This is a genomic window from Nonomuraea sp. NPDC050536 (assembly GCF_044457685.1).
Classification (GTDB): domain Bacteria; phylum Actinomycetota; class Actinomycetes; order Streptosporangiales; family Streptosporangiaceae; genus Nonomuraea.
In genome coordinates this window covers 1,315,614-1,342,400 of record NZ_JBITHD010000001.1, presented here as the reverse complement: position 1 = coordinate 1,342,400, position 26,787 = coordinate 1,315,614, and the positions used below count along the sequence as shown (strand labels likewise).

Sequence of the window (26,787 nt, the reverse complement as noted above, 5' to 3'; positions counted from 1 at the left end):
CACTGACTGCTCCCTGCCGCACGGATCACCGGGTTCAGTCGATCAGGCGGGGGTGGTTCGAGTGGCGGTGAGGGCCACCGTGGTGTACGTCATCGTGAAGCTGCCGCCCAGGGTGTCGATGACGGCGCCGACGCCGTCCAGTACCTCCGCCAGCTTGTCCGGTGGGCACCGGGTGAGGAGGCCGATCGTGGGCAGCTGGTCCAGCCACTCGTCGCGGGTATAGGACCGCTCCCAGGGGAAGTGCCACTGCTCCGGCTCGCTGAACCCGCCCACCTCGCGGATCCCGTCGGCGGCCTTGGTGAACATCGCCTGGTACAGGTCCATGGCCGGCCTCGGGGGTTGGGCGTTGATCGGCAAGTCGGGAAGCACCCGGCGAAAGACCGCGGCGAAGGCTTCGGCTGCGGCGGGCGGGGGCTCGAACACGTGGTTGAACGCCGCCAGCCGTCCACCAGGACGCAGCACCCGCGCCGCCTGGGCCGCTCCGGCGACCGGGTCGACCCAGTGCCAGGCCGTCCCGGCGATGACCGCGTCGAAGGTACGGCCGGCGGGGTCCCAGTCCTCGAACCTCGCCACCTCGACCTCGAGTCCGCCGCGCCGTGCGAAGTCGGCCATGCGCGCGTCGGGCTCGACGCCCAGGACCTTGCAGCCGACCGCCTGGAACTGCCGGGCTTCGATGCCGGTCCCACAGCCGACGTCGAGGACGTCGGGGCCGGGGCTGGCGGCGGCGATCCGCTCCACCATGGCGTCGGGGTACGCGGGCCGGGTCCGGTCGTAGCGTTCGGCGTCCACACCGAACGATTCCGCCATCTGCCTGGCCTTATGCGGCTCATTTCCGGAGGGACGGGCGTCCTCCGGCGGTATAGTGGTCATGCGCCCACCTTAGTGGGCAAGCGCCCACTGTCAACGTGTTTCGCCGAGCGAGGAATGCGCCGTGCCAACAGGAGTACACATCCGCGAACCGCGGGAGCAGCTGTTCGACGCCGCCGAGCGCGTCCTGCTCAGGGACGGGCCTGACGCGCTGACCAGCCGGGCGGTCACCGTCGAGGCAGGCGTCGCCAAGGGCGTCCTGCACCGGCACTTCGCCGACTTCGACGCCTTCCTCGCGGAGCTCGTGCTGGACCGCATCGCCCGCATCGACGGCCAGGCCGCGGCGCTGCGCGAGTCCGCCGGGACCGGCACGGTCGCCGGCAACCTCACCGGCGCGCTCATGGACCTGTTCGAGTCGGTCGCCGTGGCGATCGTCAGCCTCGTCATCTTCCGGGACGAACTTCGCGCCCGGCTACGGCAGGCCAGGCCGACCGGGGTCCCGCTCATGACGGAGGCGGCGGAGATGATCGCCTCCTACCTCACGGCCGAGCGTGACCTGGGACGCATCCCGCCGGACGCGGACGTCGACACGCTCGCCCCCACGCTGATCGGGGCGGCACACATGCTGTTCGCCGACCGAAAAGCCCCCACCCCCCAACCCTCCGCAATCCACAAGCTCATCACCACCCTCATCCCCACCACCTCCTAACCACGCCCCCGGACACCGTGGGGCGTACGGGTGAAGACGATGACGTGTCGCTCGCCGGGGCACCCCCCGGCGCCGGGTCGGCGAGGTGTGGGACGGCGGAGGTCGGCGCGCCTGTATGGCGGCCGACTGAGGGCCCCGGTGAGCGGGTTGTGGGCGCCGTGGCGGCGGGCAGTGTCACCGACTCGCCGGAAGCGCCGCCCGCGGGCCCTCAGCCGAAGTACGGCGGGCGGCCGGTGGGGGCGGCCCGCCGTACAGAAGCACCCAGAAAAGCTCAGCACGGGGGGCGGTCCGCCGTACAGGAGCACTCAGAAAGGGTCAGCACGGGGGGCGGCCCGCCGTACAGGAGCACTCAGAAAAGGTTCAGTACGGGGAGCGGCCCGCCGTACAGAGGACGACTAGAAAGGCTGTTGGCGGAACTGGGAAGAGTTAGGTGCGGGGTTCGAGGATTACCACTGGGATGTCGCGCGGGGTTTTGCGTTGGTAGTCGTTGTAGCTGGGCCAGGTCTTCGTCATGAGGGGCCAGAGTTCGGGCTTCTCCTCGGGCGTCGCCGTGCGGGCGTGGGCCGCGAAGCGCTTGCCGCGGACCTGGACTTCGACCTCGGGGTCGTCCTGGAGGTTGCGGTACCAGTCCGGGTCCTCGGGCGCCCCGCCTTTGGAGGCCACGACGATGTAGTCGTCGCCGTGGCGCCGGTAGATGAGCGGTGTCGTATACGGTTGGCCCGACTTGCGGCCCGTGGTGGTCAGCAGGAGGACGGTCGTGCCGCGCCAGTCGTGGCCTTCCTCGCCGTCCGTCTCGCGATATCGCTGGACGTGTTCTTTGCCGTAGAGCATGTGAAGACTGTTACCCGCACGGGCGTAACCTCACCGTTACTCGCCCGGGTCTGTACGAGAACTTAACGAGCCTGGCACACTGCCCTTCTGTAAGCGCTTACACATCTAGGAGTGGAAGCGCTTACAGGATCAGGGAGTGGCCGATGGACGTGACCATCTACGAGGTGGCCCAGCGGGCGGGCGTCTCGATCGCGACCGTGTCCAGGGCGCTGCGCGGCACCGGGCCCGTGGCGTCCAAGACGCGCGAGAAGGTCATGAAGGCGGTCGAGGAGCTCAACTTCATGCCCAGCCGCCTGGGCGTGAGCCTGGCCGAGGGCCGTCACGCCGCCAACGGCATCGTCTTCCCCAACCTCGCCGGCCCCTACTACACCGAGGTCCTGCTGGGCTACGAGGAGGTCGCCTCGGAGCTGGGCCGCTCGGTGGTGATCCTGTCGACCAAGGGCCGCTCCAACGTCAACGACCTGATCAAGGACCTGGCCGGCCGCGTCGACGGCATGCTGATCTTCGGGCACACTGCGCCCGACCCGCTGGTCACCGAGCTGGTGCAGGTGGGTATGCGCCTGGTGTTCGTCTCCCGCGAGCCGCTGGCCGGGGCCGACACGCTGCGCAGCGAGAACACCGAGAGCGCCGTGCGCCTCGCCCGGCACCTGCTGGGCCACGGTTACGAGCGTTTCGCCTTCCTCGGCGCCCCCATGGTCGGCGGCGACGACGTCGACGAGCGCTGGCAGGGCGTCCGCTCGGTCCTCGGCAGCGCGATCGAGGCCGTCACCACGGCCCAGTACACGGTCGAGTGCGGCTACGACGCCGCACTGAAACTCCTCAAATCACCAAAGGGTACGGCGAGCCACGCCGGAGCACGACCCGCCAAGACCGCGAGGCCCCAGGTTCTCGTCTGCTCCGACGACGAGGTCGCCCTCGGTGCGCTGCTGGCGGCCGAGGAGCTCGGCCTCGCCGTACCCGGCGACCTGGCGGTGACCGGCTGGGACGACATCATGGCCGCCCGCCACGCCCGCCCGGCTCTGACCACCATCCGCCAGCCCATGCGCGAACTGGGCGCAAGGGCCGCCCGCGCGCTCGACGAGCTGATCACCGGCGTCCGCGACACCCCCGAGCACCTCGTGCTGTCCACCGAGCTGGTGATCCGTGCCAGTTGCGGTACACACCCCCAGGAGGAATCCCCATGAAGACCACCGCGGCGGGCCTGCTGGCCCTGGCCCTGGTCGTGAGCGCGTGCGGAAGGAGCGCCGACAAGGCGCCGGAGCAGGCCAAGGACGTCACGGCAGGCAAGGTCTCCGGCGAGGTCAGCGTCTGGGCGATCGGCGAGGAGGGCAAGGCGCTCGGCGCGTTCGCCAAGGACTTCGAGGCCGCTAACCCCGGAGTCAAGATCAACGTGACCGCGATGGGCTGGGACGTCGCGCACGACAAGATCACCTCCGCGATCGCGGGCAGCGCCACCCCGGACATCAGCATGATCGGCTCCACCTGGGCGGGCGAGTTCTCCAAGACCGGCGCGCTCGACCCGACGCCCGGCAACCTGTTCGACAAGAGCACGTTCTTCCCCGGCGCCTGGCAGACCGTGGACGTGAACGGCACGGCCTGGGGCATCCCCTGGTACGTCGAGACCCGCGTCCTGTACTACCGCACCGACCAGGCCGAGAAGGCGGGCGTCAAACCTCCCGCGACGTGGGCGGAGTGGAAGACGTTCATCAAGGCCCTCCAGGACAGGGGCGGCGCGAAGAAGGGCTTCAACCAGGGCTACACCGCCGGATCCTGGCAGGAGCTGCTGCCGCTGATCTGGCAGGCGGGCGGCGAGATCGTCAAGGACGGCGCCTACACCTTCGACACGCCGCAGGCCGTCACCGCGCTCAAGCAGTACGCCTCCCTGTTCACCGAGAAGCTCGCGCCCAACGACACCCCGGAGGGCGCCTTCCCGCAGAACTTCATCAAGGGCGAGGTCGGCGGCTTCGTGTCGGGGCCGTGGATGGTCGGCGTGCTCAACTCCGACGGCGGCGCCGGCTTCAAGGACAAGTTCGACGTCGCGCCCTACCCGAAGGGCCCGGTCAGCGCCACCAGCTTCGTCGGCGGGTCCGACATGGTGGTGTTCAAGAAGGCCAGGAACAGGGACGCCGCCTGGAAGTTCCTGCAGTGGCTGACCGATCCCAAGGTGCAGGCCAAGTGGTACACCACGGTCAAGTCGCTGCCCGCCGTACAGTCGGCGTGGCAGGAGCCCGAGCTGAGCGCCGACAAGCAGCTGAAGGTGTTCGGCGAGCAGCTGAAGGACGCCAGGACGCCGCCGCCGTTCCCGACCTGGGAGCAGGTGTCCAAGGTCATCGAGAGCGAGCTGGAGAAGCTGGCCAAGGGTAAGTCGACGCCCGAGCAGACGGCCAAGGCGATCCAGTCGCAGGCCGCCACGATCGGCACCGGTCTGTAGTGTCGCGCGGCAACCTGCGGATCGGCTGGATCTTCGTGCTGCCGTTCGTGGTGATGTTCGTCGTGTTCTATCTCGGCCCGCTGCTGGCCGGGATCGGGATGAGCTTCACCGACATGCGCAGCACGGACGTGACGGACCCGCTCGGCGTGAACCCGGTCGGGGTGGAGAACTACCTGCGCCTGATGCACGACGGCGCGATGCAGCGGGCCGCGCTGAACACCGTGGTGTTCGTGGTGACGGCGCTGCCGCTGACGATCGGGCTGGGGCTGGGCGCGGCGGTGATGCTGAACTCGGGCATCGCGCGGCTGCCCGCCGCGTTCTTCCGGCTCGGCTACTACCTGCCCAACATCACCAGCATCATCGGCGTCGCGGTGGCCTGGAAGTTCCTGCTCGAGCCCGAGGCCGGGCTGGTCAACCGCCTGCTGGACCTGGTCGGGCTGCCCGGCAACGACTGGCTGCAGAGCGAGAGCACGGCGCTGCCGTCGATCATCGTGATGACCGCCTGGCGCAGCTTCGGCTTCAACATGGTCGTGCTGCTGGCGGCCCTGCAGTCGATTCCGCGCGAACTGTATGAGGCGGCCGAGGTGGACGGCGCGGGGCGATGGGCGCGCTTCACCGCCGTGACCGTACCGTCCATCCGGCCCGTGCTGCTGTTCTGCACGGTCTACAGCTCGGTGGGCTTCATGCAGTTCATGGAGGAGCCGCTGGTCATGACCAAGGGCGGGCCGCTGAACTCCACGCTGTCGGCCTCGCTGGCCATCTTCAACCAGTTCGGCGTCGGCAACTACGGCTACGCGGGCGCCGCGTCGAGCCTGCTGTTCGTGGTGATCGTGGCGCTTGCCGTACTGCAACTGAGGCTCGGGAGGCGCAAGTGAAGCGGCGGGCGGTCATCTACCTCGGGCTGAGCGTCGGCCTGCTGCTGGTCGTGGGGCCGTTCCTGTGGACGGCGCTCAGCTCGCTCAAGCCCGAGTCGGAGATCAGGCGCGACCCGCCGACGCTGTGGCCGCGGACGTTCACGCTGGACAACTTCGCCGAGCTGTTCCAGCGGGTCGACATCGGGCACGCCTTCCTCAACAGCCTGATCGTCGCGCTGGTGCTGGTGGCCAGCAACCTGCTGTTCTGCTCGATGGTCGGCTACGCCTTCGCCAAGCTGCCCTTCCGCGGCAAGAACGTGGCCTTCGGGCTGGTGCTGATCCAGCTGGCGATACCCGGGATCGTGGTGATGACCCCGCAGTTCGTGCTGATCGCGAAGCTGGGGATGGTCAACACCTTCCTCGGGATCATCCTGCCGACCATGGTGGCGCCGCTGGGCGTGTTCATGATGCGGCAGTTCATCTCCGACCTGCCCGACGAGCTCATCCACGCGGCCCGGGTCGACGGCGCGCGGGAGTTCCGGATCTTCTTCAGGATCATCCTGCCGCTGTGCGGGCCCGCGCTGGCCACGCTCGGGCTGATCACCTTCCTGGGCGCATGGAACAACTTCCTCTGGCCCGCCGTGGTGGCCCAGAGCGAGGACATGTACACGCTGCCCGTCGCGCTCAACATCCTCAACGGTCACGAGGGCACCCACTACAACCTGCTGGTCGCCGGGTCGGTCGTGGTGATCGCGCCGATCCTGTTCCTCTTCGTCTTCCTGCAGCGCTTCTTCGTCCAGGGCATCGCCACCACCGGCATCAAGTGAGGAGCATCCCCCATGCGCGTGATCTCCGGCCTGCTCGCCTTATCTCTGACAACCACCGATATTTCGGGAACTTCCACGCTGTACGGCTATGCCGCGGATACGTGGCGGTCCATGGCGGCCATGGTCGAACCGGCCACCGGCATCCCCGCCGACAAGGTCACCGGAGATCTGAAGACCCGGGCCAAGGTCACCTCGCCAACCAACATCTCCGCCTACGTCTGGAGCACGCTCACCGCCCGCGACCTGGGGATCATCGGCCCGGCCGACGCCCGGTCGCGGGTCGGGAAGGTGCTGTCCGCGCTGGAGAAGATGGAGCGCGACGCTCCCACCGGGCAGTACTACAACTGGTACGACCCCGCCACGCTGCGGCTCGTCCGGACCTGGCCGGACAACGGCGATCCCGTCGACCTGTTCGCCTCCAGCGTCGACAACGGGTGGCTGGCGGCCTCGCTGATGATGGTGCGCAACGCCATGCCGGGGTTCGCCGGGCGGGCCGGGCGGCTGCTCGGCTCGATGAACTTCAAGGCCTACTACGACCCCGCGGCCAGGCCGGACGCGGGCACCGGACTGCTGCGGGGCGGATTCTGGCCGGTCAAGCCCGCCGGATGCTCGATCCCCACCGACTACGCGGGGACGGGGACCACGGTCTACTCCACCTGCCACACCTACGGCTCGCCGAGCGAGACCCGGATCGGCACCTACGTGGGCATCGCCCTGGGCCAGCTGCCCCGCGAGCACTACTACGGCCTCTATCGGACCTTTCCCGATATCGCCTGTGACTGGGCGTGGCAAGATCAGAAGCCGGTCGGCTCGTGGAAGGAGTACCTGGGCATCAAGGTCTGGGAGGGCACGTACGGCTACCGCGGCATGCGGTACGTCCCCAACTGGGGCGGATCCATGTTCGAGGAGCTCATGCCCGACCTGGTGGTGCCCGAGGCCCGCTGGGCGCCCAGGTCGTGGGGCCGCAACCACCCGGTCTTCGTCAAGGCCCAGATCGCGCACGGTCTCGACGAGGCCAAGTACGGCTACTGGGGCTTCTCGCCCGCCAACGACCCGCGCGGCGGCTACCGCGAGTACGGCGTGGACCCGCTCGGCATGCAGTCCGACGGCTACACCTCCGACGAGGAGCGCACCACCACGGATCCCGGCTACGAGGGCTGCCGCCCAGCCCAGCCTGACCCGGTCTCCTACGGGGATGGCGTGGTGACTCCCCACGCCTCCTTCCTGGCCCTGCCGTACGCGAGGAAGCAGGCTCTGGAGAACCTGGCGAAGATCCGCTCGAACCTGGGGGCCTACGGGCCCGGCGGCTTCTACGACTCCGTCGCGGTCCGCTCGGGGGCGGTGTCACGCTTCTATCTCGCGCTCGACCAGGGGATGGTCATGGCCGCGCTGGGCAACGTGCTGGCCGGGGACAACCTGCACCGCTATTTCGGCAGCTCCGACGTCGAGGCGAAGCTGCGACCTGTCATGGAAATCGAGGAGTGGGACGTTCAGAGCCCGCCCGCCAACTGATCGGGGAAGTTCTTTGATGAGTACGGCTGACGCCGCACGCCGTGACTGGCAGGCACGCATCCACGACGCCTCCGGGGAGGTGTCGTCCGCCGCCGAGGTCGCGCTGGCCGCGCCCGCGGGCCTGCGTGCCGTGCCCGGGGGCGGGTGCGTGACGCTGACCTGGGATCCGGTGCCCGGGGCCGTCGGCTACCTGGTGCACCGCGACGGGTCGCCGATCACGCAGCGGGACGTGGACGTGCCCGCCGTGCCTTCCTGCCGGTATGTCGACACCGCTGCCGGGGGTTCGTACGCGGTGGCGGCCATCGCGGCGATGGACGTGGTCGGGCCGCTCTCCGATGCGGTCACCGCCTCGCCGTCGGATGCGGCGGGCGCGGTCTCGGTCCGGGTCTCCGCGGCGGAGGAGGCAGGGCCGGTGCATCGGCCGTGGTCGTACATGATCGGGTCGGAGCACCTGTCGTACCTGCTGTCGCAGGACCAGACCGGCGGCAGGCCGATCGGCGCCGAGCTCACCGAGGCGCTGCGGATCATGCGGGACGAGTTCGGCGTCCAGACCGTGCGCGCCCACGGCATCCTCTGCGACGATCTGGGCGTCTACCGGGAGGTCGAGGGGAAGGCGGTCTACGACTTCGGCAAGGTCGACCAGGTCTACGACACGATCATGAGCCTCGGCCTGCGGCCGATCGTGGAGCTCGGCTTCATGCCGCGCGACCTGGCCGCCGACCCGGCCAGGACCGTCTTCGGCTACGAGGCGATCATCTCGCCGCCCAAGGACTTCGAGGCGTGGAGCGACCTGGTCAGGGCCCTGGTCGAGCACCTCGTGGACCGGTACGGTATCCAGGAGCTCATCGACCACTGGGCCTTCGAGGTGTGGAACGAGGCCAACCTGGCGGTCTTCTGGTCAGGCACCCCTGCCGACTACTTCCTGCTCTATGACGTCACCTCCGCGGCCGTGAAGAACGTCCACCCGCGGCTGCGCGTCGGCGGCCCCGCCTCGGCGGCCAACGGCTGGATGGAGGAGCTCCTCGCGCACATCTCCGAGTCGGGCGCCGAGCTCGACTTCGTCTCCACCCACACCTACGGCAACGCGCCGCTCGACTGGCGCCCCACGCTCGAGCGATACGGCCTGCCCGGCACGCCCATCTGGTGGACCGAGTGGGGACCCACGCCCACCCACTTCCACGGCATCGGCGACGGCGTCTTCGGTGCCACGTTCCTCCTGCACGGCATGCGGTCGGCCGCCGGGCGGGTCGAGGCGTTGTCGCACTGGGTGGCCTCCGACCACTTCGAGGAGCTCGGCCGGCCGCCGCGCCTGTTCCACGGCGGCTTCGGCCTGCTCACGGTCGGCAACCTGCGCAAGCCCCGCTTCCACGCCCTCACCCTGGCCAACCGCCTCGGCCCCACGGAACTCGCCACCGACCTCACCGGCGACGTCGCCGGAGTGGAAGCGTGGTCCACCCGCCACCCGGACGGCCGCCTCGGCATCCTGCTCTGGAACGGCACCCTCAACCAGTCCCAGGCTTCCGGCGCCGCCGAGCTGAACCGGCGGATCTCCCTGACCGTGGACGGCGCCTACCGTGTCACCCACCACCGCATCGACGAGACGCACTCCAACATCAAGCCCATCTGGGACGCGATGAACAACGAGACCGAGTGGCCTACGGAAGGCCAGTGGGCGAGCCTCCACGCGGCCAACACCCTCGACGAACTCGAACCGCCCAGAACCCTCGCGCCTGGCGAACCACTCGAGTTCGACCTCCCGATGCCCGCCGTCTCCTACCTGGAGCTCACTCCCCTCCTGTGAGCCCTGGCCGAGCGACGATCGCCGTACACCGGAGCTGGTAGAACTCGGGGTATGCGGGTTGTGGCGCTGGCCGACACGCATGGGCCGCGGCGGTGGCAGGGGTGTCCTGCGCCGGTCGCGGCGTTGTTGCGGGAGGCCGATCTGATTCTGCACGCGGGGGACGTGTGCGTGCCGGCGGTGATCGACGAGCTGCGCGGGTTCGCCCCGGTGCTGGTCGTGCAGGGCAACAACGACGTGCCGGAGCTGGGCGCGCCGGAGACGCTGGAGGTGGAGCTCGAGGGGCTGCGCGTGGCGATGATCCACGACAGCGGGCCCGCCAAGGGGCGGCTGGAGCGGATGCGGCGGCGGTTCCCCGCGGCCGACCTGGTGGTGTTCGGGCACTCGCACATCCCGATGGACGAGGCGGGCCACGGGCTGCGGATCTTCAACCCGGGCTCTCCGACCGACCGCCGCCGCCAGCCGTACGGCACCGTGGGGCTGCTGCGCATCGAGGACGGCCGCCTCGCCGAGCACAGCATCGTCCCCGTCACCTAGGAGAACGACTTGACTGAGTGGGTCATGATGGGGGGCATGAGTCGGGAGCATCGGTATCGGGCGACGGTTACCTGGACCGGGAATCTGGGTGAGGGCACTTCGGGGTATCGGGCCTACAGCCGCGATCATGAGGTGTCCGGCGAGGGGAAGCCGGTTCTGCCGGGGACCTCGGATCCCGCGTTCCGTGGGGATCCGGGGCGGTGGAATCCGGAGGAGTTGCTGGTCGCGTCCTTGGCGCAGTGTCACATGCTCTGGTACCTGCACCTGTGTTCCACCAAGGGGATCGTCGTCGACGGCTACGTGGACGATCCTGAGGGGACGATGGTCGAGGGGGGCGACGGGGGCGGGCGGTTCTCCACGGTGACGTTGCGGCCGGTGGTGACGATCGCCGATCCGGCGCAGCTGGAGACCGCGATGGCGTTGCACGAGCAGGCGCACGAGCTGTGCTTCATCGCCAACTCGGTGAATTTCCCCGTCAAGCACGAACCGCAGGTCCATGCGCGGGCGCAGGACTGAGGAGCCTATTGGGACGTGGTGCTCGAGGCGCCATCGGGCTCTAGCCGGAACGCGGAGCCAGGGTGGTTCGTTGTCCTGGTATGGCTGACATCCCGTATGACCGGAAAGAGCAGCTGAAGCAGATCGAGAGCGCACTGCTGCCGGGCGAGCAGATCATCGCCGTATACGACGCTATCGGCGTGGGCACGGGCTTCCTCGGGCTCACCGATCGGCGGGTGATCGTGCAGGACAAGTCGTTCGCGGGCAAGCGGATCGCGATCACCAGCATCCCTTACAGCAAGATCTCCGCGGTGAGCGTGGTGAGCAACAAGTCGTTCGCGGGCGGGTTCTTCTCATCCGGCGCGATCGCCATCCATGTCGGGACGCACACCTACGAGGTGGACTTCCGCGGGGACAACAAGGCGCATCACGTCCATAACGTCATACTTCACTACATTTCGCAGACCTGACCGTTCTCGCTAGGAGCGTTCCAGCTTGCGCTGATCTATCCTGCGGGGGATCTCACGCGGAGGGGGCGGCCTGGTGCGATCCGGTACTGCGCGACTCCTGGGTACGGCGAGCCTGGCCACCCTCGTCATCGCCGCCTGCACGCAATCCCCCGGCGTCCCGGCCGCCTCCTCACCGAGCGGAAGCACCGATGAGGCGACAGCCGCGGCTCCATCAGGAACCCCGGCAGGAGCGACCGGCACGCTGGCACCCGTCCCCATGACAGGCCCGGGAGCGCAGCCCGTGCCCGCGAGCCCCGGCTCGTGCGCGCAGCCGGGTCCCAAGGCGGACGACCTGCACCCCGCCACGGTGAAGTCCGCGTGGAAGCGCGTGGCCTACGACACCGGCCGAGGCAGCCTCGACCACCTGGCCGTGGGCTCCGACGGAACCGTATGGGCGACCAGGACCACCCGGCGGACGGTCGCCGGCGCCGTCGAGACCCGCTTCGACGGCCTGCGACGCTGGGACGGGAAGCGGTGGACCGCGTTCCCGCTGCCGAACGTGCAGGTGACCGCGCTGGGCGCCGCCTCGGCCGAGCAGGCGTGGGTGTTCGGACTGGCCGCGGGGCAGCCGGGCCTGGTGGGCTCGTTCCAGCACGGCGTGTGGGCTCCGCTCCAGCTGACCGGCCAGTTGTCCACCGCCATCGGGACGGCCGGCACCGCCACCCGCGCGGGCTGGACCGTCAACGGCACCGAGGCCCTGCACTGGAACGGCGCCACCTGGCAGTCCTACGAGCTGCCCGCCCCCGCCGGAGCCGTCGGCGGCGAGGGCTCGGCCGTGTGGACCGTCAGCGGTCCCGTCCTGCCGCAGGGTCCCGCCTCCCGGTGGGACGGCCAGGCCTGGCAGCGGATCGGGGTGCCCAGGCTCGCCGTACCGAGAAAGACCGACTCCCCCAGGCCGCGGCTCACCGGCGTGGTCGTGCTCGGCCCGCGGGACGTGTGGGTGGTGGGCGGCGTGTCGTGGCTGGTCCCCGGCAGGTCCAGCCCCCAGAATGAGCCCCTGGAACGCCGCCGCCCCGTCGCCCTGCACTGGAACGGCGCCACCTGGCGATGCCTCTGGGGCCGCCTCGGCACCACCTTCACCCAGGCGGAGCCGGACGGCCGGGGCGGCCTGTGGGTCCTGGACTCCACCGCGTCCCGCCTGCTCCACCTGTCGCGCGCGGGCCGCTGGACCATCCACCCGATCCCGGGCACGATCACCGCCCTCGCCCACGGCCCCTCCCAAACCTACGCCGCCACCTCCACCCCCCGCCCCGCGCTCTTCCGCGCCTCGTAGAAGCCCTGTTTCCGGTACGGCAAGCCTCCGCAACCGGCCGCCGCCCGCACTTCGGCCAGGGACCCGCGACCGGCGCTTCCGGCGAGTCGGTGACTGTCGCACGCCGTCACGGCGTTCCGTTCTCCGGGCGCCACGGTCCCCCTGCCCCACCGCACATCGCGCCGGACGACCGCCGTACACCGTCTCACCGACCCCGGCGAGGAAAGCCCCGAGGCGCCGTGCGCGGGCGCCGCGCTCCGCCCGGGGCCCGCGACACCGCGGTGGGAGAGCGTCGGACGCCACGTCGACGGTCGCCCGGTGGGTGCTGGCGCGGTGCACCCCTGCAGGGGCTGGCCGAGCTGGGCCTGCAGGGAAGTTTCTGGCGCTGCCCCACCACGAGGTCCCCGCCATGGGGCTCGTGCGCCGAGCACCAGCAGCCCGGGCCGGCGGCGGACGCCGTCGTGCAGCGGCGCAGGCGCTTACCCGCGGCGGTCACGCAGGGGCTCAGGGCGGTGAGAGGGCTCAGGGTAGGGAGCGGTAGAGGTCCATGGTGCGTTCGGCGATGCGGGACCAGGAGAAGTGGTCGATGGCGCGGGCCCGGCCCGCCTGGCCCATCGCACGCGCCCTGGCGGGGTCGCCGAGCAGCTCGTTGACCCGCGCGGCCAGGTCTGCGGCGAAGCGCTCGGGATCGTGCGGCTCGCCGTCGGCGCCCTGGGAGATGGGCACGAGCAGCCCGGTCTCGCCGTCGGCCACCACCTCGGGGATGCCGCCGGTGGCCGTGGCCACCACCGCGGTCTCGCAGGCCATCGCCTCCAGGTTGACGATGCCCATCGGTTCGTAGACCGACGGGCACACGAACACGGTGGCGTGCGTGAGCAGCTGGATGACCTCCGGCTTGGGCAGCATCTCGGAGATCCAGAACACCCCGTCGCGGTCCAGCCCGCGCACCAGCCCGCCCACCTCCTCTGCGATCTCCGGCGTGTCGGGCGCCCCCGCGCACAGCACCAGCTGCGCATCAGGGGCGAAGGACCGCGCCGCGTGCAGGAGGTGGACCAGCCCCTTCTGCCGGGTGATACGCCCGACGAAGATGACGTACGGCCGGCCGGGGTCGATCCCGCGTTTCTCCAGCACGTCCACCCCGGAATCGGGCGCGTACTGGGCGGTGTCGATGCCGTTGTGGATCACGTTGACCTTGGCCGGCGGGATCTCGGGGTAGGCGGCGAGCACGTCGCGCCTCATCCCTTCCGACACGGCGATCACCGCGTCGGCCGCGGCCAGCGCGGTGCGCTCGGCCCACGACGACAGCGTGTACCCGCCGCCCAGTTGCTCGGCCTTCCACGGCCGCAGCGGCTCGAGGCTGTGCGTGGTGACGACGTGCGGCGTGCCGTACAGCATCTTGGCGACGTGACCGGCGAAGTTGGCGTACCAGGTGTGGGAGTGGACGATGTCGGCGCCGTCGCAGGCGGCGGCCATCTCCAGGTCGACGCCCAGCACCTGCAGCGCGGCGTTGGCGGTCTCGAGCCCGTCAGGGACGCGGTAGGCGGACACGCCGGGCTCCTCGCGCGCGCCGCCGAAGCAGCGCACCCGTACCTCGGCCAGCCGCCGCAGCTCCCTGGCCAGGTATTCGACGTGGACGCCGGCACCGCCGTACACCTCGGGCGGATACTCCCGGCTCAGCAGATCAACGCGCATGTCCCAGACCTTACGCGGCCGGGATGTCGGCCAGCTCGGTGAACACGCCCTTGCCCTGTGCCCGCGCCTGCTCGACCATGGCGTCGGCCCCCGCGGAGGGGCCGCCGATGCGCAGCACCGCGTCGCAGCGCTCGAGCAGCCGCTCGGCGATCGGGTGGAAGATCCGGTCGAAGGGGCCGTCGCCGACCCGGCTGGAGCCCGCCAGCTCGATCAGCGGCAGGGCCAGCGCCTCGCCGGTGACGGGCAGGTGACCGGCGTGGAAGAGCTCCAGGGCGGCCGCGTTCATGGCGTGCACGTTGGCGGCCAGCTTGGCCGGGTCGTCGCCGGTGCCGGAGCGGTAGGGGCCTGCCACGAGGATCATCAAGGTGTTTCTCCCTGCTATGCGAGAACGAGCCTGCTATGCGTGAACGAGGTGGACTCCCGCGTCGGACAACGCGGTCAGGGTGTCGGCGGCCGCCCGGCCGTCGGCTCCGGTGTCGGTGACGAGCGTGTGGACCGCGCCGAGGTCGGCCACCCTGGCGAAGGCGCGCACGCCCAGCTTGCCGCTGTCGGCCACCGCGATCGTGCAGTCGGAGCGGCGCAGCGCGGCCCGCTTGACGGCGGCGTCGTCTGGGTCGAACTCCGTCCAGCCGGCCGTGGCGTGGACGGCGCCGATCGACAGCAGGTAGGTGTCGAAGCAGAGCGATTCCAGCGCCTGCAGCGCCAGGTAGCCGACGAGGCTCCGCTCCCCCGGCCGGGACTCGCCGCCCAGCACCAGCAGCCTGATGCCGGGCTGGTCGGCCAGGCGGGCGGCGGCCTGCAGCCCGAGCGCGACCACGGTGAGCGGGGCACGGGCGATCAGGTGGCCGGCCAGGCTCGCCATCGTGGTGCCGGCGTCCAGCAGGATCGTCTGTCCCGGCTCGATGAGCTCGGCGGCTCTGGCGCCCAGGCGGTCTTTCGTGGCGGCCTGCCACTGCTCGCGGGCGGCGAACCCGGCCGCCTCCACGGGCGGGGCGAGCGCGACCGCGCCGCCTCTGACCCGCTTGACCAGGCCCTGCGCCTGCAGCTCGTCGAGGTCGCGGCGCACGGTCATCTCGGACACGCCCAGGCGCTCCGCCAGCTCGGCCAGCGTGGTCTGCCCCGCGCCGCGCACGAGCCGCAGCGTCAGGTCTCTCCGGTCAGTCACCGCCATGCCGCCATTCTTACATATCCGTTGTTAGGTATGTGAGATTGATGTTAGGTAGAGGGGTGATGCGAACGGTCTTGCTGGGGTTCGCGCTCTTCGGGGTGTTCTGGGGCGCTTGGGGGGCAGCGCTTCCTGCGGTGCAGGAGCGGGCCCAGGTGGGGGACGCGGCGTTCGGCGGGGCGCTGCTGCTGATCGGGGCGGGGGCGCTGGCCTCGATGCGGGTGACGGGGCTGCTGCTCGACCGGTTGGGGCCGTGGGTGGCGCCGGTCGTGGTCGGCTGTTTCGGGGTGTGCGCGGCGGTGACCGGGTTCGCGTCGTCGGCCGTGGCGCTGGCCGTCGCACTGTTCCTGCTCGGGGCGCTGTCGGGGGCGTTCGACGTGGTGATCAACACGGCCGCGGTGCGGTACGAGGCGGTGCGCGGGCGGCCGCTGATGGGCGGCGCGCATGCGGCGTTCTCCGCCGCCGTCGTGGCCGCCAGCGCGCTGACGGGGCTCGCTCGCGGGTTCGGAGCGGGAACACCGGCGATCTTCGCGGCGGTCGGCGTCGTCATCTGCCTCGCCGCCCTCCCCGCCCGAGCCCTGGCCGCGGGCGCTGCCGGGCGGGTCTCCGGGCGGGCTTCCGGGCGGGGCGGCGAACAAGGCTCGCGGGCTGCCTGGGCGAGGTGGTGGCCGCTGCTGGTGTTCGGGGGGATGTGCGCGCTGGCCAATCTGGTCGAGAACGCGCAGCAGAGCTGGAGTGCCCGGCAGTTGGAGGTCACGCTCCATTCGCCGCCTCAGGTCAGCGGCCTAGGCCCGTCGGTATTCGCGCTGGCCACGGTGAGCGCGCGGCTGGCGAGCCAGTTCCTGGCGGGCAGGGGCATCTCGCCGCGTGCCACGCTCGTCACGGGTGCACTGCTGGCCGCCGCCGGCACCGCGATCACCGCACTGGCATCCGGGCCGGTCATATGCCTGGCGGGGGTGGCGATCGCGGGCCTCGGTACGGGGGTGTGCGCTCCCACGATCATCGGCGTCGCCGGGAGCGGCGTGCCCGCGGCCCAGCGGGGCGCGACGGTGTCCACGGTGATGACGATCGCCTACCTGGGCTTCGCCGCGGGCCCCGCCCTGGTCGGGCTGATCGCCGCCCGGCTGGGCCTGCGAGAGGCCCTGACCGCCATGGCCGGCGCCGCCACGCTACTCGCCATCGCAGCCACCGCCATGCCGACCCGACCGCGCCCGACTCCACAAGACCCCGCCCACAGCAGCGAGCCCACCCAAACCCACGATCCCGCAATCCACGAGCCCGCCCAAACCCACGATCCCGCCTGGAGCCACGAAGCGGCCCGGACCTTCGAGCGCTCCGAGATCTCCGAGACCACCCAAATTCACGGGCGCGGCGAGGGGTGCGAGGGTGCCTGCGCGTGCTGTCCGGACTGACCGGTTTGACACAGTCGGTCAGGACGCGGGCGGCTCGGTGGGAGCCCTCCCATCCGAACATCAGCGATGCGACCTGCGCAAATTCCGGAAGTCCGATAATTGTCCTTTTGGGACCCTTGACGCGAAGTTGCCAGGCTGCTTGACTCCGTTCTGATCAACCGCCCGACCAAATTCGGAAAGGGGGTGACGATGCGCGCTCTCCTAAACTCGGGGCAAGGGTCAGTGGCCGAACTCGCCCCCGCCCAAGATCCCGCCAGGCGGAGCACGGCGCGCACGACCAGCGAAAACACGCTCTGAATCCATATGCCTGCATGGCGTTACAAGCGCATTCCAGGCATTCCCCATTCGCATTCCCGGAAAATGCGAATTCACCATTCTGCTATCTCAGAAATGAGGGATTCATGCGTATCTTCAAGGAAATCAGCGACCGTATGGTGTCCATGCTGGTGCCGAATGTCAAGGCCGCCGCCGGCTGCGCGCCGGACTGCTTCCACCAGTGGAAGGGCTCGGGCATCTGCTACGTCCGGACCTGCTGCTACACCGGCGCCTGCACGGTCTCCTGCGGCGCGTGGAGTAAGTGCTAGCCGATCGGCTCCGCAGGCCGGGCCGGCGCTGCGGAGCGTCGCCCGGCCTGCACCCCCTCACTCTGGTGAAACGCTCGTGATCTATGTCGCCGTCGCGGCGGGCTTTCTCATCGCCGCGGTCTTCCTGGCCTCCGCCTTCTCCAAGATCCGCAGCAAGCGGCAGTTCGAGCTCTTCACGGCCTCGGCCGTCGAGCTCGGCCTCCCCTCCTTCGTTCCGTCGCGGCTCGGCGCCGCGGCGATCGTGGCCATGGAGGCGGCTGTTTCCCCGCTGCTGCTCCTGCTTCCCGTCGTGGGGTTCTGCCTGGCTGTGGCGCTGCTGGCGGTCTTCATCACCGGGATCGTCCGCGTCCACCGCGCGGGCGAGAAGGTGGCGTGCCGCTGCTTCGGCGGCGACTCCCAGACCCCCCTGGGCCCCCGGCATGTCGTGCGCAACGCACTGCTCATCGCGGTGGCGCTGGCCGGCGCACTGACGGCCTTTTCCTCCGCGGAAAGCGTCCACCCCGCCATCCTGATCGCCGCCGCGGGAGCGGGGCTGATCGGCTCGGTGGTCTTCATCCTGTTCGACGACATCAGCGACCTGTTCGCGATGAGGAGATTGTGATGGTGTACGCCCTCTGGGCGGCCGTGTTCGTCTTCGGCCTGCTGTCCGTGCTCACCCTGGTGCTGACCGTCGGCGTCATCCGCAGGTTGCGCGAACACACCGAACGGCTCGACGGCCTGTACGAGCGGACCGGTTCCCCCGCGCCGGGTCTCCAGGCCGGCGAGGTGGCCGACGACTTCGAGGCCACGACCGGCGACGGCGAGACGCTGTCGGGCTCGTCGCTGGGCGAGCGGACGCTCATCGGCTTCTTCTCCCCCTCCTGCAAGCCGTGCAAGGAGCTCGCGCCCAAGTTCGTGGAGCTGGCCGCGAGCATGTCCCGCGACGAGGTGATCGCGGTGATCGCCGGGTTCCCCGACGAGATCGGCGACATGCGGGACCTGCTCGGCCCGGTCGCCAAGGTCGTCAGCGACGACGCCGACGGCGGGCCGCTGGCCAGGGCGTTCGGGGTGGAGGCCTTCCCCAGGGTGTTCATGGTCGACGAGGGCAGGAAGGTGCTGGCCGCGGGCCACACGATGGACGCCCTGGACGGCGTCCTCGCCCCCGCGCATGGCTGAGCGGCCCTGGCCGCGTGCGCTGACCGCGGTGGCCGTGCTGGCCTGGCGCAGCGCACCCGGCATGGTGGCGGCCTACGTGGCCGCCACCCTGGTCCAGGCCGCCGTCCCGGTGGCCACCACCTGGTTCACCAAGGCCCTGCTCGACGCGCTGACCGTCCAGCGCGGCTCGGTGCTGGTCGCCGCGCTCGGGCTGGCCGCCTGCGGCCTGGCCGCCGGCCTGCTGCCGGGCGTCACCACCTACGCCAACTCCGCGCTGGGCAGGTCGGTCGGGACACGCGCCACCGACCGCCTGTTCGCCGCCACCGAGAGGTTCGTCGGGCTGCGGCACTTCGAGGACCCCGACTTCCTCGATCGGCTGCGCCTGGGCCAGCAGGCCACGGTAACCAGCCACGGGCTGGTCGGCTCGGCGTTCGAGAGCGGGCGAGCCGCGCTGACCGTCGCGGGCTTCCTGGCCGCCCTGACCGTGATCAACCCGTGGATGACGGTGGTCGTGCTGGCCGCGCTCGCGCCGACGCTCGCCGTACAGCTGCGTCTGGCCAGGCAGCGGACGGCGATGATGTGGCAGACGAGCCCCGCCCAGCGCCGCGAGTTCTTCTACAGCGAGCTGCTGACCGGCGCGGAGGCCGCCAAGGAGATCAGGCTCTTCGGTATCGGGGCCTTCCTGCGCGGGCGGATGATGAGCGAGCGCGGGCGCGTCAACGCCGCGCAGCGCCGCATGGACCTGCGCCAGCTGACCATGAACGGCGCGCTCGAGCTGCTCACCGCGCTCGTCGCGGGTGGCGGCCTGGTGTGGGCGGGGCTGGCCGCGCGTGACGGCGCGCTCAGCGTGGGCGACGTGGTGATGTTCGCCGGCGCGGTGGCCGGCGCCCAGCTGGGGCTCAACACGCTGGTGCAGACGATCGCGCAGATCGCGCAGAACCTGCTGCTGTTCGGCCACTACCTCGACGTCGTCGAGGCAGCCCCCGACCTGCCCGTGGCGCGCGCCGCGACGCCGCTGCCCGCGCTGCGGCGCGGCATCGAGCTGCGGGACGTGTGGTTCCGCTACAGCGACGAGCATCCCTGGATCCTGCGCGGCGTCGACCTGTTCATCCCGTACGGCGAGGCCGTCGCGCTGGTCGGGCTCAACGGGGCCGGCAAGAGCACCCTGGTCAAGCTGCTGTGCCGCTTCTACGACCCGACCAGGGGCGCGATCCTGTGGGACGGGGTGGATCTGCGCGAGGTGGACCCGGCCGAGCTGCGCACCAGGGTGAGCGCGGTCTTCCAGGACCACATGGCCTACGACCTGTCGGCCGCGGAGAACGTCGGCCTGGGAGACCTGCGGCGCATCGGCGACAGGCGGGCCGTGGAGGAGGCGGCGCGGCAGGCGGGCGTCCACGAGCGGCTCGCCGAGCTGCCGCAGGGGTACGAGACGCTGCTGACCCGGGTGTTCTTCGGTGTCTCCGAGGAGGACGAGGACACGCGGGCCGCGGGCGTGGTGCTGTCAGGCGGGCAGTGGCAGCGGGTGGCGATCGCCCGGGCGATGCTGCGCGACGCTCCGGAGCTGATGATCCTCGACGAGCCGAGCTCGGGTCTGGATCCCGAGGCCGAGTACGACATCCACACCCGAATGCGCGACAGCAGGGCCGGCCGTACCAGTCTGCTGATCTCGCACCGGCTCAACACGGTCAGGGACGCCGGCCTCGTGGTCGTGCTTGAGGAGGGCCGGGTGGCCGAGCAGGGGCGGCACGAGGAGCTGATGGAGCGCCAGGGCGCCTATGCCAGACTGTTCACCCTGCAGTCCACTGGCTACGTCACGGAGAGCCCAGTATGAAGAGCGCGGCATGAGGGGCGAGGTCGCGGTCGGCATCGGGGTGGTGGCGCTGGCCGCCGCGGCGGGGGCGCTGGTGTGGCTGCGCCGGCGGCTCATGGTGGTCACGGTCTTCGGCCTGAGCATGCAGCCGACGCTGCGTGCGGGCGAGCGGCTGCTGGCCAGGCGCGGGACGGGGGCGACCGGCGACATCGTCGTGGTGCGCAACCCCAAGGGCGACCCGCCGCTGCTGGTCAAGAGGCTGGCCGCCGGGCCGGGCGAGCAACTTCCCGCGGTGCTCGGCGGCGGCGTCGTGCCCGGCGGCAAGGTGGCGGTGCTGGGCGACAACCCGCGCCACAGCCTGGACTCCCGGCATTTCGGCCTGCTGCCCGTGACGGACGTGGTGGGGGTGGCGCTGCGGCGGCTCGGCGGGGGCGCGCTGCCACCGGCCGTACACGATGATGTTTTGCCGGAATCGGGGTAGCTTCCAGACATGAAGTCGCCACAAGTCCTCGCGGTTGTCCTCGCAGGTGGAGAAGGCAAGCGGCTGATGCCGTTGACGGCCGACAGGGCCAAACCCGCCGTGCCGTTCGGAGGCATCTATCGCCTGATCGACTTCGTCCTGTCGAACCTGGCCAACGGCGATTATCTGAAGATCGTTGTACTGACGCAGTACAAGAACCACAGCCTCGACCGGCACGTGTCGCGCACCTGGCGGCTGTCGGCGATGCTGGGCAACTACGTGACGCCGGTACCGGCACAACAGCGGCTGGGGCCGCGCTGGTTCTCCGGGTCTGCCGACGCGCTGTTCCAGAACCTGAACCTGATCTACGACGAGATGCCGGAGCACGTGATCGTCTTCGGCGCCGATCACATCTACCGGATGGATCCGCGCCAGATGGTCGAGCAGCACGAGAGCTCGGGCGCGGACGTCACGGTGGCGGCGATCCGGCAGCCGCTGTCGCTGGCCGACCAGTTCGGCGTGATCGAGACCGACCCGATGGGGCGGCGCATCGTGGCCTTCAGGGAGAAGCCGAAGGACGCGGTGGGCCTGGCCGACTCGCCCGACGAGGTGTTCGCCTCGATGGGCAACTACGTGTTCAGAACGCAGTCGATGATCGACGCCCTGCGGGAGGACGCGCTGGATCCGACCAGCAAGCACGACCTGGGCGGCAACATCATCCCGATGCTGGTCAAGTCGGGCGGCGCCGAGGTGTACGACTTCGCCAACAACGTGGTGCCGGGCTCCAGCGAGCGCGACCGCGGCTACTGGCGTGACGTGGGGACCCTGGACGCCTACTACGAGGCGCACATGGACCTGATCTCGGCGCACCCGATCTTCAACCTGTACAACGACAAGTGGCCGATCTTCACCGGCCACGACCCGCTGCCGCCCGCCAAGTTCGTGCACAACGAGGGCGACCGAGTGGGCCGGGCGCTGGACTCGCTCGTCTCGCCCGGCGTGATCGTCTCGGGCGGCACGGCGAACCGGTCGATCCTGTCGCCCAGGGTGGTGCTGCACTCGCACTCGCTGGTCGAGGACTCGGTGCTGATGGACAACGTCAAGGTGGGCCGGGGCGCCGTCATCCGCAAGGCGATCATCGACAAGAACGTGGTGATCCCCGACGGCGCCAGGATCGGCTTCGACCTGGACTACGACCGCACCCGCTTCGCGGTGACGCGCGCCGGCGTGGTCGTCATCGGCAAGAACGAGATCATCGACCGCTAGCCGAGCCGGATGACGCCGCCACCGTCCACCCGGAAGGCGTCGCCCGCCTGGGTGAGCCCGCCGGGCATGGGCAGTCGCACCGCCGCGGTCGCGGGGTCGAGTCCGAGCGCGTCCCAGTCGATCTCCAGCCGCACGTCGACCGGTCCGTCGTGCCAGCTGCCCAGCGCGACCAGCGCGCCGCGGCTGCCCACGTAGGTGGTGGCGAGCACGCCGGGATGGTCGGTGCGGACGGGCGCCCGCGGCGACCAGTACCCCAGCATCTCGGCATGTATCACGTCGCAGGCGTCGAACAGCCGCCACATCGGCCGGGGGTCCGAGCCGTCGTAGAGCCGGTTGGTCATCCCGTGGACCAGTCCCCGCCAGGGATGCCCGCCGCCCTCGAGCATCTCCCCCATCACGCCGAACGGGATCCCCGACATCTCCACCAGCCAGTGGTCCGGCGCGGCCGCGTAGTCGAAGTACTCGCCGAACCACAGCCGGTCCACGTACGGCAGATGCTCCAGGTAGAGGTTGGCGCTGGAGGCGAAGCCGTCGCGCTCGTTGAACTGGTTGGCCGAGTGCAGGTCGATCAGCGGCTCCTCGACCTGGTCGAGCACCCGCCGGACCCGCTTCATCACCTCGCGGTCGAAGCCCAGGTCGTCCAGGTACAGCCCGTCGATCCCGGTGTGCCGCACCAGCCAGGCCAGCCCCTCGACGTAGTAGTTGTGCCAGCGCGACTGCCCCGAGGTGATCAGTGAGGAGTCGTCAGTCGGGGTGGAGAACCAGGCGGGCAGCCGCCCTTCCCCCACGTGCTCGCGCGACCAGGAGCAGCCGCCGCCCGGCCCGGCGGCCAGCACCTCGTCGCCCAGCCCGAGCAGCGCCCACAGCTCCGGCGCCCGGGTGCTGATCTCCCTGACCGTGTAGTAGAGCTTGCCGCGCAGCCCGTGCTCGTGCAGCGAGCCGACGTACTCCTTCAGCCGGTCCGCGGCCAGAAACGGGTAGTTGATGTAGGGGTTGACCTCGGTGGCGTGGTGGGTGTTCACCACGGTGGCCCCGGTCGCCGCGATCTCGTCCGCAGGGCGGTAGCCGTGGAAGTAGCGCTGCCGGAAGTGTGCCGCGGTGTCGATCGGCTTGCCGGGCGTGAGCGTGAGCCGCACGTCGAAGCGGAGCCGCTCCCCCGCTTCGATCCTGCGCGGCCCGCCGTAGCAGACGAGCCTGTCGCCCTCGGTCCTGATGCCGCCCCTGCCGCCGTTGTGCCAGGAGCCGGGCAGGACGAGCGGACGCTGGTGGTAGAAGTTCGTGTTCAGCGGCCGCCGGTAGTGCTCGTCGCTCAGGCGCACCTGGACGCCGGCGTTGACCGCGCCGAGCCAGATCGCGTCCTGGTTGCGGCGGGCGTCCCAGCGCCAGTCGAGGTCCCCGCCGCGCGCGCCGCCCTGCTCGCCCAGCCCCATCCGGTACGGCAGGCCGCGGTGGGCCAGCGTGAGCCGGGTGTCGTCCAGGTCGGCGCCTGCCTGCGCGGAAAGCTCCAGCCGGTAGTCGAGGGTGCCGTCGAACTCGAGCCTCCCCTCGAGGTCCAGGGTGAGCGGGCCGGAGCGCAGGCGCGACACCCAGGTGACGCGGGCCTGCCCGTGGTGGGTGATCCGCCAGCCGTCGCTCTCCCAGGCGACCCCCGGGATCTCGAAGGCCACCGGGGCGGCGAGCACCTGGGTGGGGTGGTCGCCGATGGCGGTCACCTCGGGCGTGAAGTACGAGGTCAGCGCCGCGGGCAGCCCGTCGTGCCCGAGTGTGACGGTGCGGCCGAGCACGCCGAGCACCGGGCCGTCGACGGTGATCGGGGTGAAGGGGCGCGGCACGGTGTCGTCGTCGGCCATGCGGGAGTTCAGCCAGCGCAGCCGCGACAGCCGTACCGGATCGTCGTCGCCCGCGTCCGGCCGCACGACGTCGGAGACCTGCACCGTGAAGTCGACCGTGCGCGGCGGCTCGCCCTCGGCGTGGACCGCCACCGAGAAGGGGCCGGGCGCGGCGGGCAGGCCGCACCACAGGGCGTGCACCGTCTCGGCGGGCACGTCGAGCCCGCGGGTGAACGGCCGGCCGAGGTAGTCGAGGCCGCCGAGCGTGAAGCAGGTGAAGCCGGGCGCGTCGGAGGTGACGCGGACGCCGGTCAGGGGGCGGGAGCCGTACACGCCGATCTGGAAGGCCAGGTACTCGCCCTGGTCGGCGGTCAGCCTGACGGGGCCGGGGGCGCGCTCGAGCAGGCGGGCGGGCAGGTGGCGCATGCGGATCGGGTTCTCGCGGCTCTCGCCGAAGGCCGTGAAACCGTCCGTATCGGGGGCGGGGCGCTCCATGTCGGTGTAGCGGTCGTGCTCAGTCCTGGCCTCGTAGGCGACCACCTCGGCCTGGGCGACGTCTCCGGAGATCTCGGGCGCCGTCCCGGTGAGGTACTCGTGCTCGGGATAGGAGGGCTTGGTGGCGTTGGCGTAGGGCGCGTAGTACAGCAGATAGCGACCTGGGCCGTTGACCGGGGCGAAGACATACGAGCCGCCCATCAGGAACGCCTGCCCGGCCTGCGCTCCCGACGGCGTGGTCACCAGGCCGACCCCGTGATGCCCCTGCGGCGCCACCCACGGCACGGGGACCGACACCCAGGCGGCACCCGGGGGCGCCTCGACCACCACGCGATGGTTGCCGAGCTCAGCGGGCTCCCATCCGGACACCACCTCGATCATCGTGCTCATAGGCAATCAGGTTAACGAAATACCTGGCCGATACTGCCCAGATCACGCATTTATCACGCACTATTGACCGCTTCTGCCCAGTTAATGCAAGCTTCCTGGATAAATCCCCCAGCCTTGGAGGTGGGTCGTTGACGGCAGACGTCACGACGGTCACCCAGGTAGTACAGGAGCGACCCGCCAGACGGACCCGAGGACGCTGGCGCCGTGACCGCACCCTGCTGTTCCTGTGCTTACCGGGCGTGCTCTACTTCGTCCTGTTCTTCTACGTGCCGTTGCTCGGCAACGTGGTCGCCTTCCAGGATTACGCCCCGTTCCTCGGCTTCACCGGCAGCCCGTTCGTCGGGCTGGACAACTTCACCGAGATGCTCTCCGACGCCGACTTCTGGTCCGCGCTCGGCAACACGCTGGAGATCACCACGCTCCAGCTGATCCTGTACTTCCCGGCTCCGATCGCGCTGGCCGTACTGCTGCACGGCATGCTCGGCAACCGGCTGAAGAAGTTCGTCCAGACCGTGGTCTACCTGCCGCACTTCATGTCGTGGGTGATCGTGGTAGCGATGTTCCAGCAGGTGCTCGGCGGCGCGGGCGCGCTCAACATGTTCCTGCGCCAGCACGACCTCGGGGTCCTGAGCATCATGAACAACCCCGACACGTTCTCCCTGCTGATCACCTCCGAGGTGGTCTGGAAGGACTGCGGCTGGGGCACGATCATGTTCCTGGCCGCGCTGGTGGCCGTGGACCAGAACCTGTACGAGGCCGGCGCGGTCGACGGCGCGGGCCGCTGGCGGCGGCTGTGGCACATCACGCTGCCCGGCATCCGCCCGGTGATCCTCATGCTGTTCATCCTGCGCCTGGGCGACATCCTGTCGGTCGGCTTCGAGCAGTTGCTGCTGCAGCGCGACTTCGTCGGCCCGCACACCGCCGAGGTCATGGACACCTACGTCTACTACCACGGCGTCATCGACGGCGACTGGGGCGTCAGCACCGCGGCGGGGCTGATGAAGGGCCTCATCGGCGCCGCGCTGATGCTCGCCGCCAACAAGCTCGCGCACCGCTTCGGCGAGCAGGGGGTCTACCGATGAGGAACCCGTTCGCGCTCCCCTCGATGCCGCCGTGGGTGGAGCGGCCCACGCCGCTCGGCCGCGCCACCAAGGGCCTGGCGCTGGCGATCATCTGCGTGCTCGTGCTCTACCCGTTCGTGCTGGCCATCGGCACCAGCCTGGCCCCGGCCGACGAGCTGATCAAGCACGGCGGCTGGGTGCTCGTCCCCGACAGGCCTACGCTCGAGGCTTACCGGGTGCTGCTGTCGGGCGGCGTGGTCACCCGCGCGGCGATGGTCACGGTGGGGATCACGGTGTGCGGCACCGCGATCAGCATGGTCGCCACGATCATGCTGGCGTACGGCCTGAGCCGCTCGGGATCGGCCGGGAGCAAGCCCATCGTGCTCATGATCCTGGGCACGTTCCTGTTCACCCCCGGCATCATCCCGGGCTATCTCATGGTCAAGCAGCTCGGGCTGCTGGACACCTACGGCGCGCTGATCCTGCCCGTGGCGCTGAACGCCTTCAACGTGATCGTGGTCCGCCAGTTCTTCATGAACGTGCCCGGCGAGCTGCTGGACGCGGCGCGCATGGACGGCGCGGGAGACCTGACGATCCTGCGCAGGGTGATCCTGCCGCTGTCCAAGGCGGTGATCGCGGTCGTCGGCCTGTTCTACGCGGTCGGCTACTGGAACGCGTTCTTCAACGCGATGCTCTACGTCCAGTCCGACAAGTACCCGCTGCAGATGATCCTGCGCTCCTACATCATCGAGGCCGGTCAGATGAACGGCGGCGACCTCGGCCTGGCCAAGCTGCCGCCCGACCAGGCGATCAAGATGGCGGTGCTGGTCATCGCCGTGGGCCCGATCATCTGCGTCTACCCCTTCCTGCAGAAGTACTTCGTCAAGGGCGTCCTCACCGGCGCGATCAAGGGTTAAGGAGACACCC

General features: G+C 70.3%; 26 protein-coding genes. 20 read left to right on the top strand and 6 right to left on the bottom strand.

What is annotated here, in order from left to right; all coding sequences use genetic code 11:
• Window positions 1–42: 42 nt before the first annotated feature.
• Complete coding sequence (locus tag ACIBHX_RS06510) at window positions 43–870, bottom strand: class I SAM-dependent methyltransferase (RefSeq protein WP_397064822.1); 828 nt, start codon at window positions 868–870, stop codon at window positions 43–45.
• A 61-nt stretch (window positions 871–931) separates the two neighbouring features.
• Here ACIBHX_RS06510 and ACIBHX_RS06505 point away from each other — a divergent pair, with 61 nt between their 5' ends.
• Window positions 932–1,516, top strand: coding sequence for a TetR/AcrR family transcriptional regulator (locus ACIBHX_RS06505; RefSeq protein ID WP_397064820.1), 585 nt, complete (start codon window positions 932–934; stop codon window positions 1,514–1,516).
• 426 nt (window positions 1,517–1,942) lie between these two features.
• Here ACIBHX_RS06505 and ACIBHX_RS06500 read toward each other — a convergent pair whose 3' ends face one another.
• Window positions 1,943–2,347 (bottom strand): nitroreductase family deazaflavin-dependent oxidoreductase, encoded by a 405-nt coding sequence (locus tag ACIBHX_RS06500; protein WP_397064818.1) that lies wholly within the window; start codon window positions 2,345–2,347, stop codon window positions 1,943–1,945.
• Window positions 2,348–2,490: 143 nt separating this feature from the next.
• Between ACIBHX_RS06500 and ACIBHX_RS06495 the strand changes: the two genes are divergently transcribed.
• From ACIBHX_RS06495 to ACIBHX_RS06450, 10 genes are all read left to right on the top strand, one after another.
• Window positions 2,491–3,531, top strand: coding sequence for a LacI family DNA-binding transcriptional regulator (locus tag ACIBHX_RS06495; protein ID WP_397064816.1), 1,041 nt, complete (start codon window positions 2,491–2,493; stop codon window positions 3,529–3,531).
• Window positions 3,528–4,778 (top strand): extracellular solute-binding protein, encoded by a 1,251-nt coding sequence (locus ACIBHX_RS06490; protein WP_397064815.1) that lies wholly within the window; start codon window positions 3,528–3,530, stop codon window positions 4,776–4,778. Before ACIBHX_RS06495 ends, ACIBHX_RS06490 begins: the two co-directional genes overlap by 4 nt.
• Window positions 4,778–5,653, top strand: coding sequence for a carbohydrate ABC transporter permease (locus ACIBHX_RS06485; protein WP_397064813.1), 876 nt, complete (start codon window positions 4,778–4,780; stop codon window positions 5,651–5,653). Before ACIBHX_RS06490 ends, ACIBHX_RS06485 begins: the two co-directional genes overlap by 1 nt.
• A complete protein-coding gene (locus ACIBHX_RS06480) occupies window positions 5,650–6,459 on the top strand; it encodes a carbohydrate ABC transporter permease (protein WP_397064812.1) in 810 nt (269 codons plus the stop codon). The genes ACIBHX_RS06485 and ACIBHX_RS06480 overlap by 4 nt, the downstream gene beginning before the upstream one ends.
• 12 nt (window positions 6,460–6,471) lie before the next feature.
• Entirely contained in the window at window positions 6,472–7,971 is a 1,500-nt protein-coding gene (locus tag ACIBHX_RS06475) for a glucoamylase family protein (RefSeq protein ID WP_397064810.1), read from the top strand.
• Between the two features lie 16 nt (window positions 7,972–7,987).
• Complete coding sequence (locus ACIBHX_RS06470; RefSeq protein WP_397064808.1) at window positions 7,988–9,772, top strand: hypothetical protein; 1,785 nt, start codon at window positions 7,988–7,990, stop codon at window positions 9,770–9,772.
• 51 nt (window positions 9,773–9,823) lie between these two features.
• Window positions 9,824–10,306: a metallophosphoesterase family protein gene (locus tag ACIBHX_RS06465; protein ID WP_397064806.1), complete on the top strand. Its 483-nt coding sequence runs from the start codon at window positions 9,824–9,826 to the stop codon at window positions 10,304–10,306.
• Between the two features lie 36 nt (window positions 10,307–10,342).
• Window positions 10,343–10,822, top strand: coding sequence for an OsmC family protein (locus tag ACIBHX_RS06460; RefSeq protein WP_397064804.1), 480 nt, complete (start codon window positions 10,343–10,345; stop codon window positions 10,820–10,822).
• An 80-nt stretch (window positions 10,823–10,902) separates the two neighbouring features.
• On the top strand, window positions 10,903–11,271 hold the full coding sequence (locus ACIBHX_RS06455; protein WP_397064802.1) for a PH domain-containing protein: 369 nt from the start codon (window positions 10,903–10,905) through the stop codon (window positions 11,269–11,271).
• Window positions 11,272–11,344: 73 nt separating this feature from the next.
• Window positions 11,345–12,583: a hypothetical protein gene (locus ACIBHX_RS06450; protein ID WP_397064800.1), complete on the top strand. Its 1,239-nt coding sequence runs from the start codon at window positions 11,345–11,347 to the stop codon at window positions 12,581–12,583.
• Between the two features lie 501 nt (window positions 12,584–13,084).
• Here the strand turns inward: ACIBHX_RS06450 and glgA are convergent.
• Genes glgA through ACIBHX_RS06435 form a run of 3 tightly spaced genes read right to left on the bottom strand, consistent with a single transcriptional unit; the run spans window position 13,085 to window position 15,425 of the window.
• A complete protein-coding gene (gene glgA / locus ACIBHX_RS06445; RefSeq protein WP_397064798.1) occupies window positions 13,085–14,254 on the bottom strand; it encodes a glycogen synthase in 1,170 nt (389 codons plus the stop codon).
• Window positions 14,255–14,264: 10 nt separating this feature from the next.
• Entirely contained in the window at window positions 14,265–14,615 is a 351-nt protein-coding gene (locus tag ACIBHX_RS06440; protein WP_397064796.1) for a hypothetical protein, read from the bottom strand.
• A 36-nt stretch (window positions 14,616–14,651) separates the two neighbouring features.
• The gene (locus ACIBHX_RS06435; RefSeq protein WP_397064795.1) at window positions 14,652–15,425 is read right to left on the bottom strand and encodes a DeoR/GlpR family DNA-binding transcription regulator; all 774 of its coding nucleotides are present in this window, start codon (window positions 15,423–15,425) and stop codon (window positions 14,652–14,654) included.
• A gap of 59 nt (window positions 15,426–15,484) precedes the next feature.
• On the opposite strand from ACIBHX_RS06435, the gene ACIBHX_RS06430 reads away from it, so the two are divergent.
• The 7 genes from ACIBHX_RS06430 to glgC all read left to right on the top strand — a co-directional run bounded on the left by ACIBHX_RS06430 (window position 15,485) and on the right by glgC (window position 22,085).
• Window positions 15,485–16,831, top strand: coding sequence for an MFS transporter (locus tag ACIBHX_RS06430; RefSeq protein WP_397064793.1), 1,347 nt, complete (start codon window positions 15,485–15,487; stop codon window positions 16,829–16,831).
• A gap of 401 nt (window positions 16,832–17,232) precedes the next feature.
• On the top strand, window positions 17,233–17,415 hold the full coding sequence (locus ACIBHX_RS06425; RefSeq protein WP_397064792.1) for a hypothetical protein: 183 nt from the start codon (window positions 17,233–17,235) through the stop codon (window positions 17,413–17,415).
• Window positions 17,416–17,491: 76 nt separating this feature from the next.
• Complete coding sequence (locus ACIBHX_RS06420) at window positions 17,492–18,016, top strand: MauE/DoxX family redox-associated membrane protein (protein ID WP_397064790.1); 525 nt, start codon at window positions 17,492–17,494, stop codon at window positions 18,014–18,016.
• On the top strand, window positions 18,016–18,570 hold the full coding sequence (locus ACIBHX_RS06415) for a TlpA family protein disulfide reductase (protein WP_397064788.1): 555 nt from the start codon (window positions 18,016–18,018) through the stop codon (window positions 18,568–18,570). The genes ACIBHX_RS06420 and ACIBHX_RS06415 overlap by 1 nt, the downstream gene beginning before the upstream one ends.
• On the top strand, window positions 18,563–20,380 hold the full coding sequence (locus ACIBHX_RS06410; protein ID WP_397064786.1) for an ABC transporter ATP-binding protein: 1,818 nt from the start codon (window positions 18,563–18,565) through the stop codon (window positions 20,378–20,380). The genes ACIBHX_RS06415 and ACIBHX_RS06410 overlap by 8 nt, the downstream gene beginning before the upstream one ends.
• Window positions 20,381–20,390: 10 nt before the next feature.
• The gene (locus ACIBHX_RS06405; RefSeq protein WP_397064785.1) at window positions 20,391–20,840 is read left to right on the top strand and encodes a S26 family signal peptidase; all 450 of its coding nucleotides are present in this window, start codon (window positions 20,391–20,393) and stop codon (window positions 20,838–20,840) included.
• Window positions 20,841–20,849: 9 nt separating this feature from the next.
• Complete coding sequence (gene glgC, locus ACIBHX_RS06400; protein ID WP_397064784.1) at window positions 20,850–22,085, top strand: glucose-1-phosphate adenylyltransferase; 1,236 nt, start codon at window positions 20,850–20,852, stop codon at window positions 22,083–22,085.
• Here the strand turns inward: glgC and ACIBHX_RS06395 are convergent.
• On the bottom strand, window positions 22,082–24,799 hold the full coding sequence (locus ACIBHX_RS06395; RefSeq protein ID WP_397064783.1) for a glycoside hydrolase domain-containing protein: 2,718 nt from the start codon (window positions 24,797–24,799) through the stop codon (window positions 22,082–22,084). The two genes, glgC and ACIBHX_RS06395, sit on opposite strands and share 4 nt — an antisense overlap.
• 128 nt (window positions 24,800–24,927) lie before the next feature.
• Between ACIBHX_RS06395 and ACIBHX_RS06390 the strand changes: the two genes are divergently transcribed.
• Window positions 24,928–25,881, top strand: a complete 954-nt coding sequence (locus ACIBHX_RS06390) for an ABC transporter permease (RefSeq protein ID WP_397064781.1) — start codon at window positions 24,928–24,930, stop codon at window positions 25,879–25,881.
• Complete coding sequence (locus ACIBHX_RS06385; RefSeq protein WP_397064780.1) at window positions 25,878–26,777, top strand: carbohydrate ABC transporter permease; 900 nt, start codon at window positions 25,878–25,880, stop codon at window positions 26,775–26,777. Before ACIBHX_RS06390 ends, ACIBHX_RS06385 begins: the two co-directional genes overlap by 4 nt.
• Window positions 26,778–26,787: the final 10 nt, after the last annotated feature.

Excerpts from the sequence above, each read along its gene's own strand:
- ACIBHX_RS06510 (WP_397064822.1), bottom strand. The coding sequence starts at position 870 with ATGACCACTATACCGCCGGAGGACGCCCGTCCCTCCGGAAATGAGCCG.
- ACIBHX_RS06500 (WP_397064818.1), bottom strand. The coding sequence starts at position 2,347 with ATGCTCTACGGCAAAGAACACGTCCAGCGATATCGCGAGACGGACGGC.
- ACIBHX_RS06495 (WP_397064816.1), top strand. The coding sequence starts at position 2,491 with ATGGACGTGACCATCTACGAGGTGGCCCAGCGGGCGGGCGTCTCGATC.
- ACIBHX_RS06490 (WP_397064815.1), top strand. The coding sequence starts at position 3,528 with ATGAAGACCACCGCGGCGGGCCTGCTGGCCCTGGCCCTGGTCGTGAGC.
- ACIBHX_RS06475 (WP_397064810.1), top strand. The coding sequence starts at position 6,472 with ATGCGCGTGATCTCCGGCCTGCTCGCCTTATCTCTGACAACCACCGAT.
- ACIBHX_RS06470 (WP_397064808.1), top strand. The coding sequence starts at position 7,988 with ATGAGTACGGCTGACGCCGCACGCCGTGACTGGCAGGCACGCATCCAC.
- ACIBHX_RS06465 (WP_397064806.1), top strand. The coding sequence starts at position 9,824 with ATGCGGGTTGTGGCGCTGGCCGACACGCATGGGCCGCGGCGGTGGCAG.
- ACIBHX_RS06460 (WP_397064804.1), top strand. The coding sequence starts at position 10,343 with ATGAGTCGGGAGCATCGGTATCGGGCGACGGTTACCTGGACCGGGAAT.
- ACIBHX_RS06455 (WP_397064802.1), top strand. The coding sequence starts at position 10,903 with ATGGCTGACATCCCGTATGACCGGAAAGAGCAGCTGAAGCAGATCGAG.
- glgA (WP_397064798.1), bottom strand. The coding sequence starts at position 14,254 with ATGCGCGTTGATCTGCTGAGCCGGGAGTATCCGCCCGAGGTGTACGGC.
- ACIBHX_RS06440 (WP_397064796.1), bottom strand. The coding sequence starts at position 14,615 with ATGATCCTCGTGGCAGGCCCCTACCGCTCCGGCACCGGCGACGACCCG.
- ACIBHX_RS06435 (WP_397064795.1), bottom strand. The coding sequence starts at position 15,425 with ATGGCGGTGACTGACCGGAGAGACCTGACGCTGCGGCTCGTGCGCGGC.
- ACIBHX_RS06430 (WP_397064793.1), top strand. The coding sequence starts at position 15,485 with ATGCGAACGGTCTTGCTGGGGTTCGCGCTCTTCGGGGTGTTCTGGGGC.
- ACIBHX_RS06425 (WP_397064792.1), top strand. The coding sequence starts at position 17,233 with ATGCGTATCTTCAAGGAAATCAGCGACCGTATGGTGTCCATGCTGGTG.
- ACIBHX_RS06415 (WP_397064788.1), top strand. The coding sequence starts at position 18,016 with ATGGTGTACGCCCTCTGGGCGGCCGTGTTCGTCTTCGGCCTGCTGTCC.
- ACIBHX_RS06410 (WP_397064786.1), top strand. The coding sequence starts at position 18,563 with ATGGCTGAGCGGCCCTGGCCGCGTGCGCTGACCGCGGTGGCCGTGCTG.
- ACIBHX_RS06405 (WP_397064785.1), top strand. The coding sequence starts at position 20,391 with ATGAGGGGCGAGGTCGCGGTCGGCATCGGGGTGGTGGCGCTGGCCGCC.
- glgC (WP_397064784.1), top strand. The coding sequence starts at position 20,850 with ATGAAGTCGCCACAAGTCCTCGCGGTTGTCCTCGCAGGTGGAGAAGGC.
- ACIBHX_RS06395 (WP_397064783.1), bottom strand. The coding sequence starts at position 24,799 with ATGAGCACGATGATCGAGGTGGTGTCCGGATGGGAGCCCGCTGAGCTC.
- ACIBHX_RS06385 (WP_397064780.1), top strand. The coding sequence starts at position 25,878 with ATGAGGAACCCGTTCGCGCTCCCCTCGATGCCGCCGTGGGTGGAGCGG.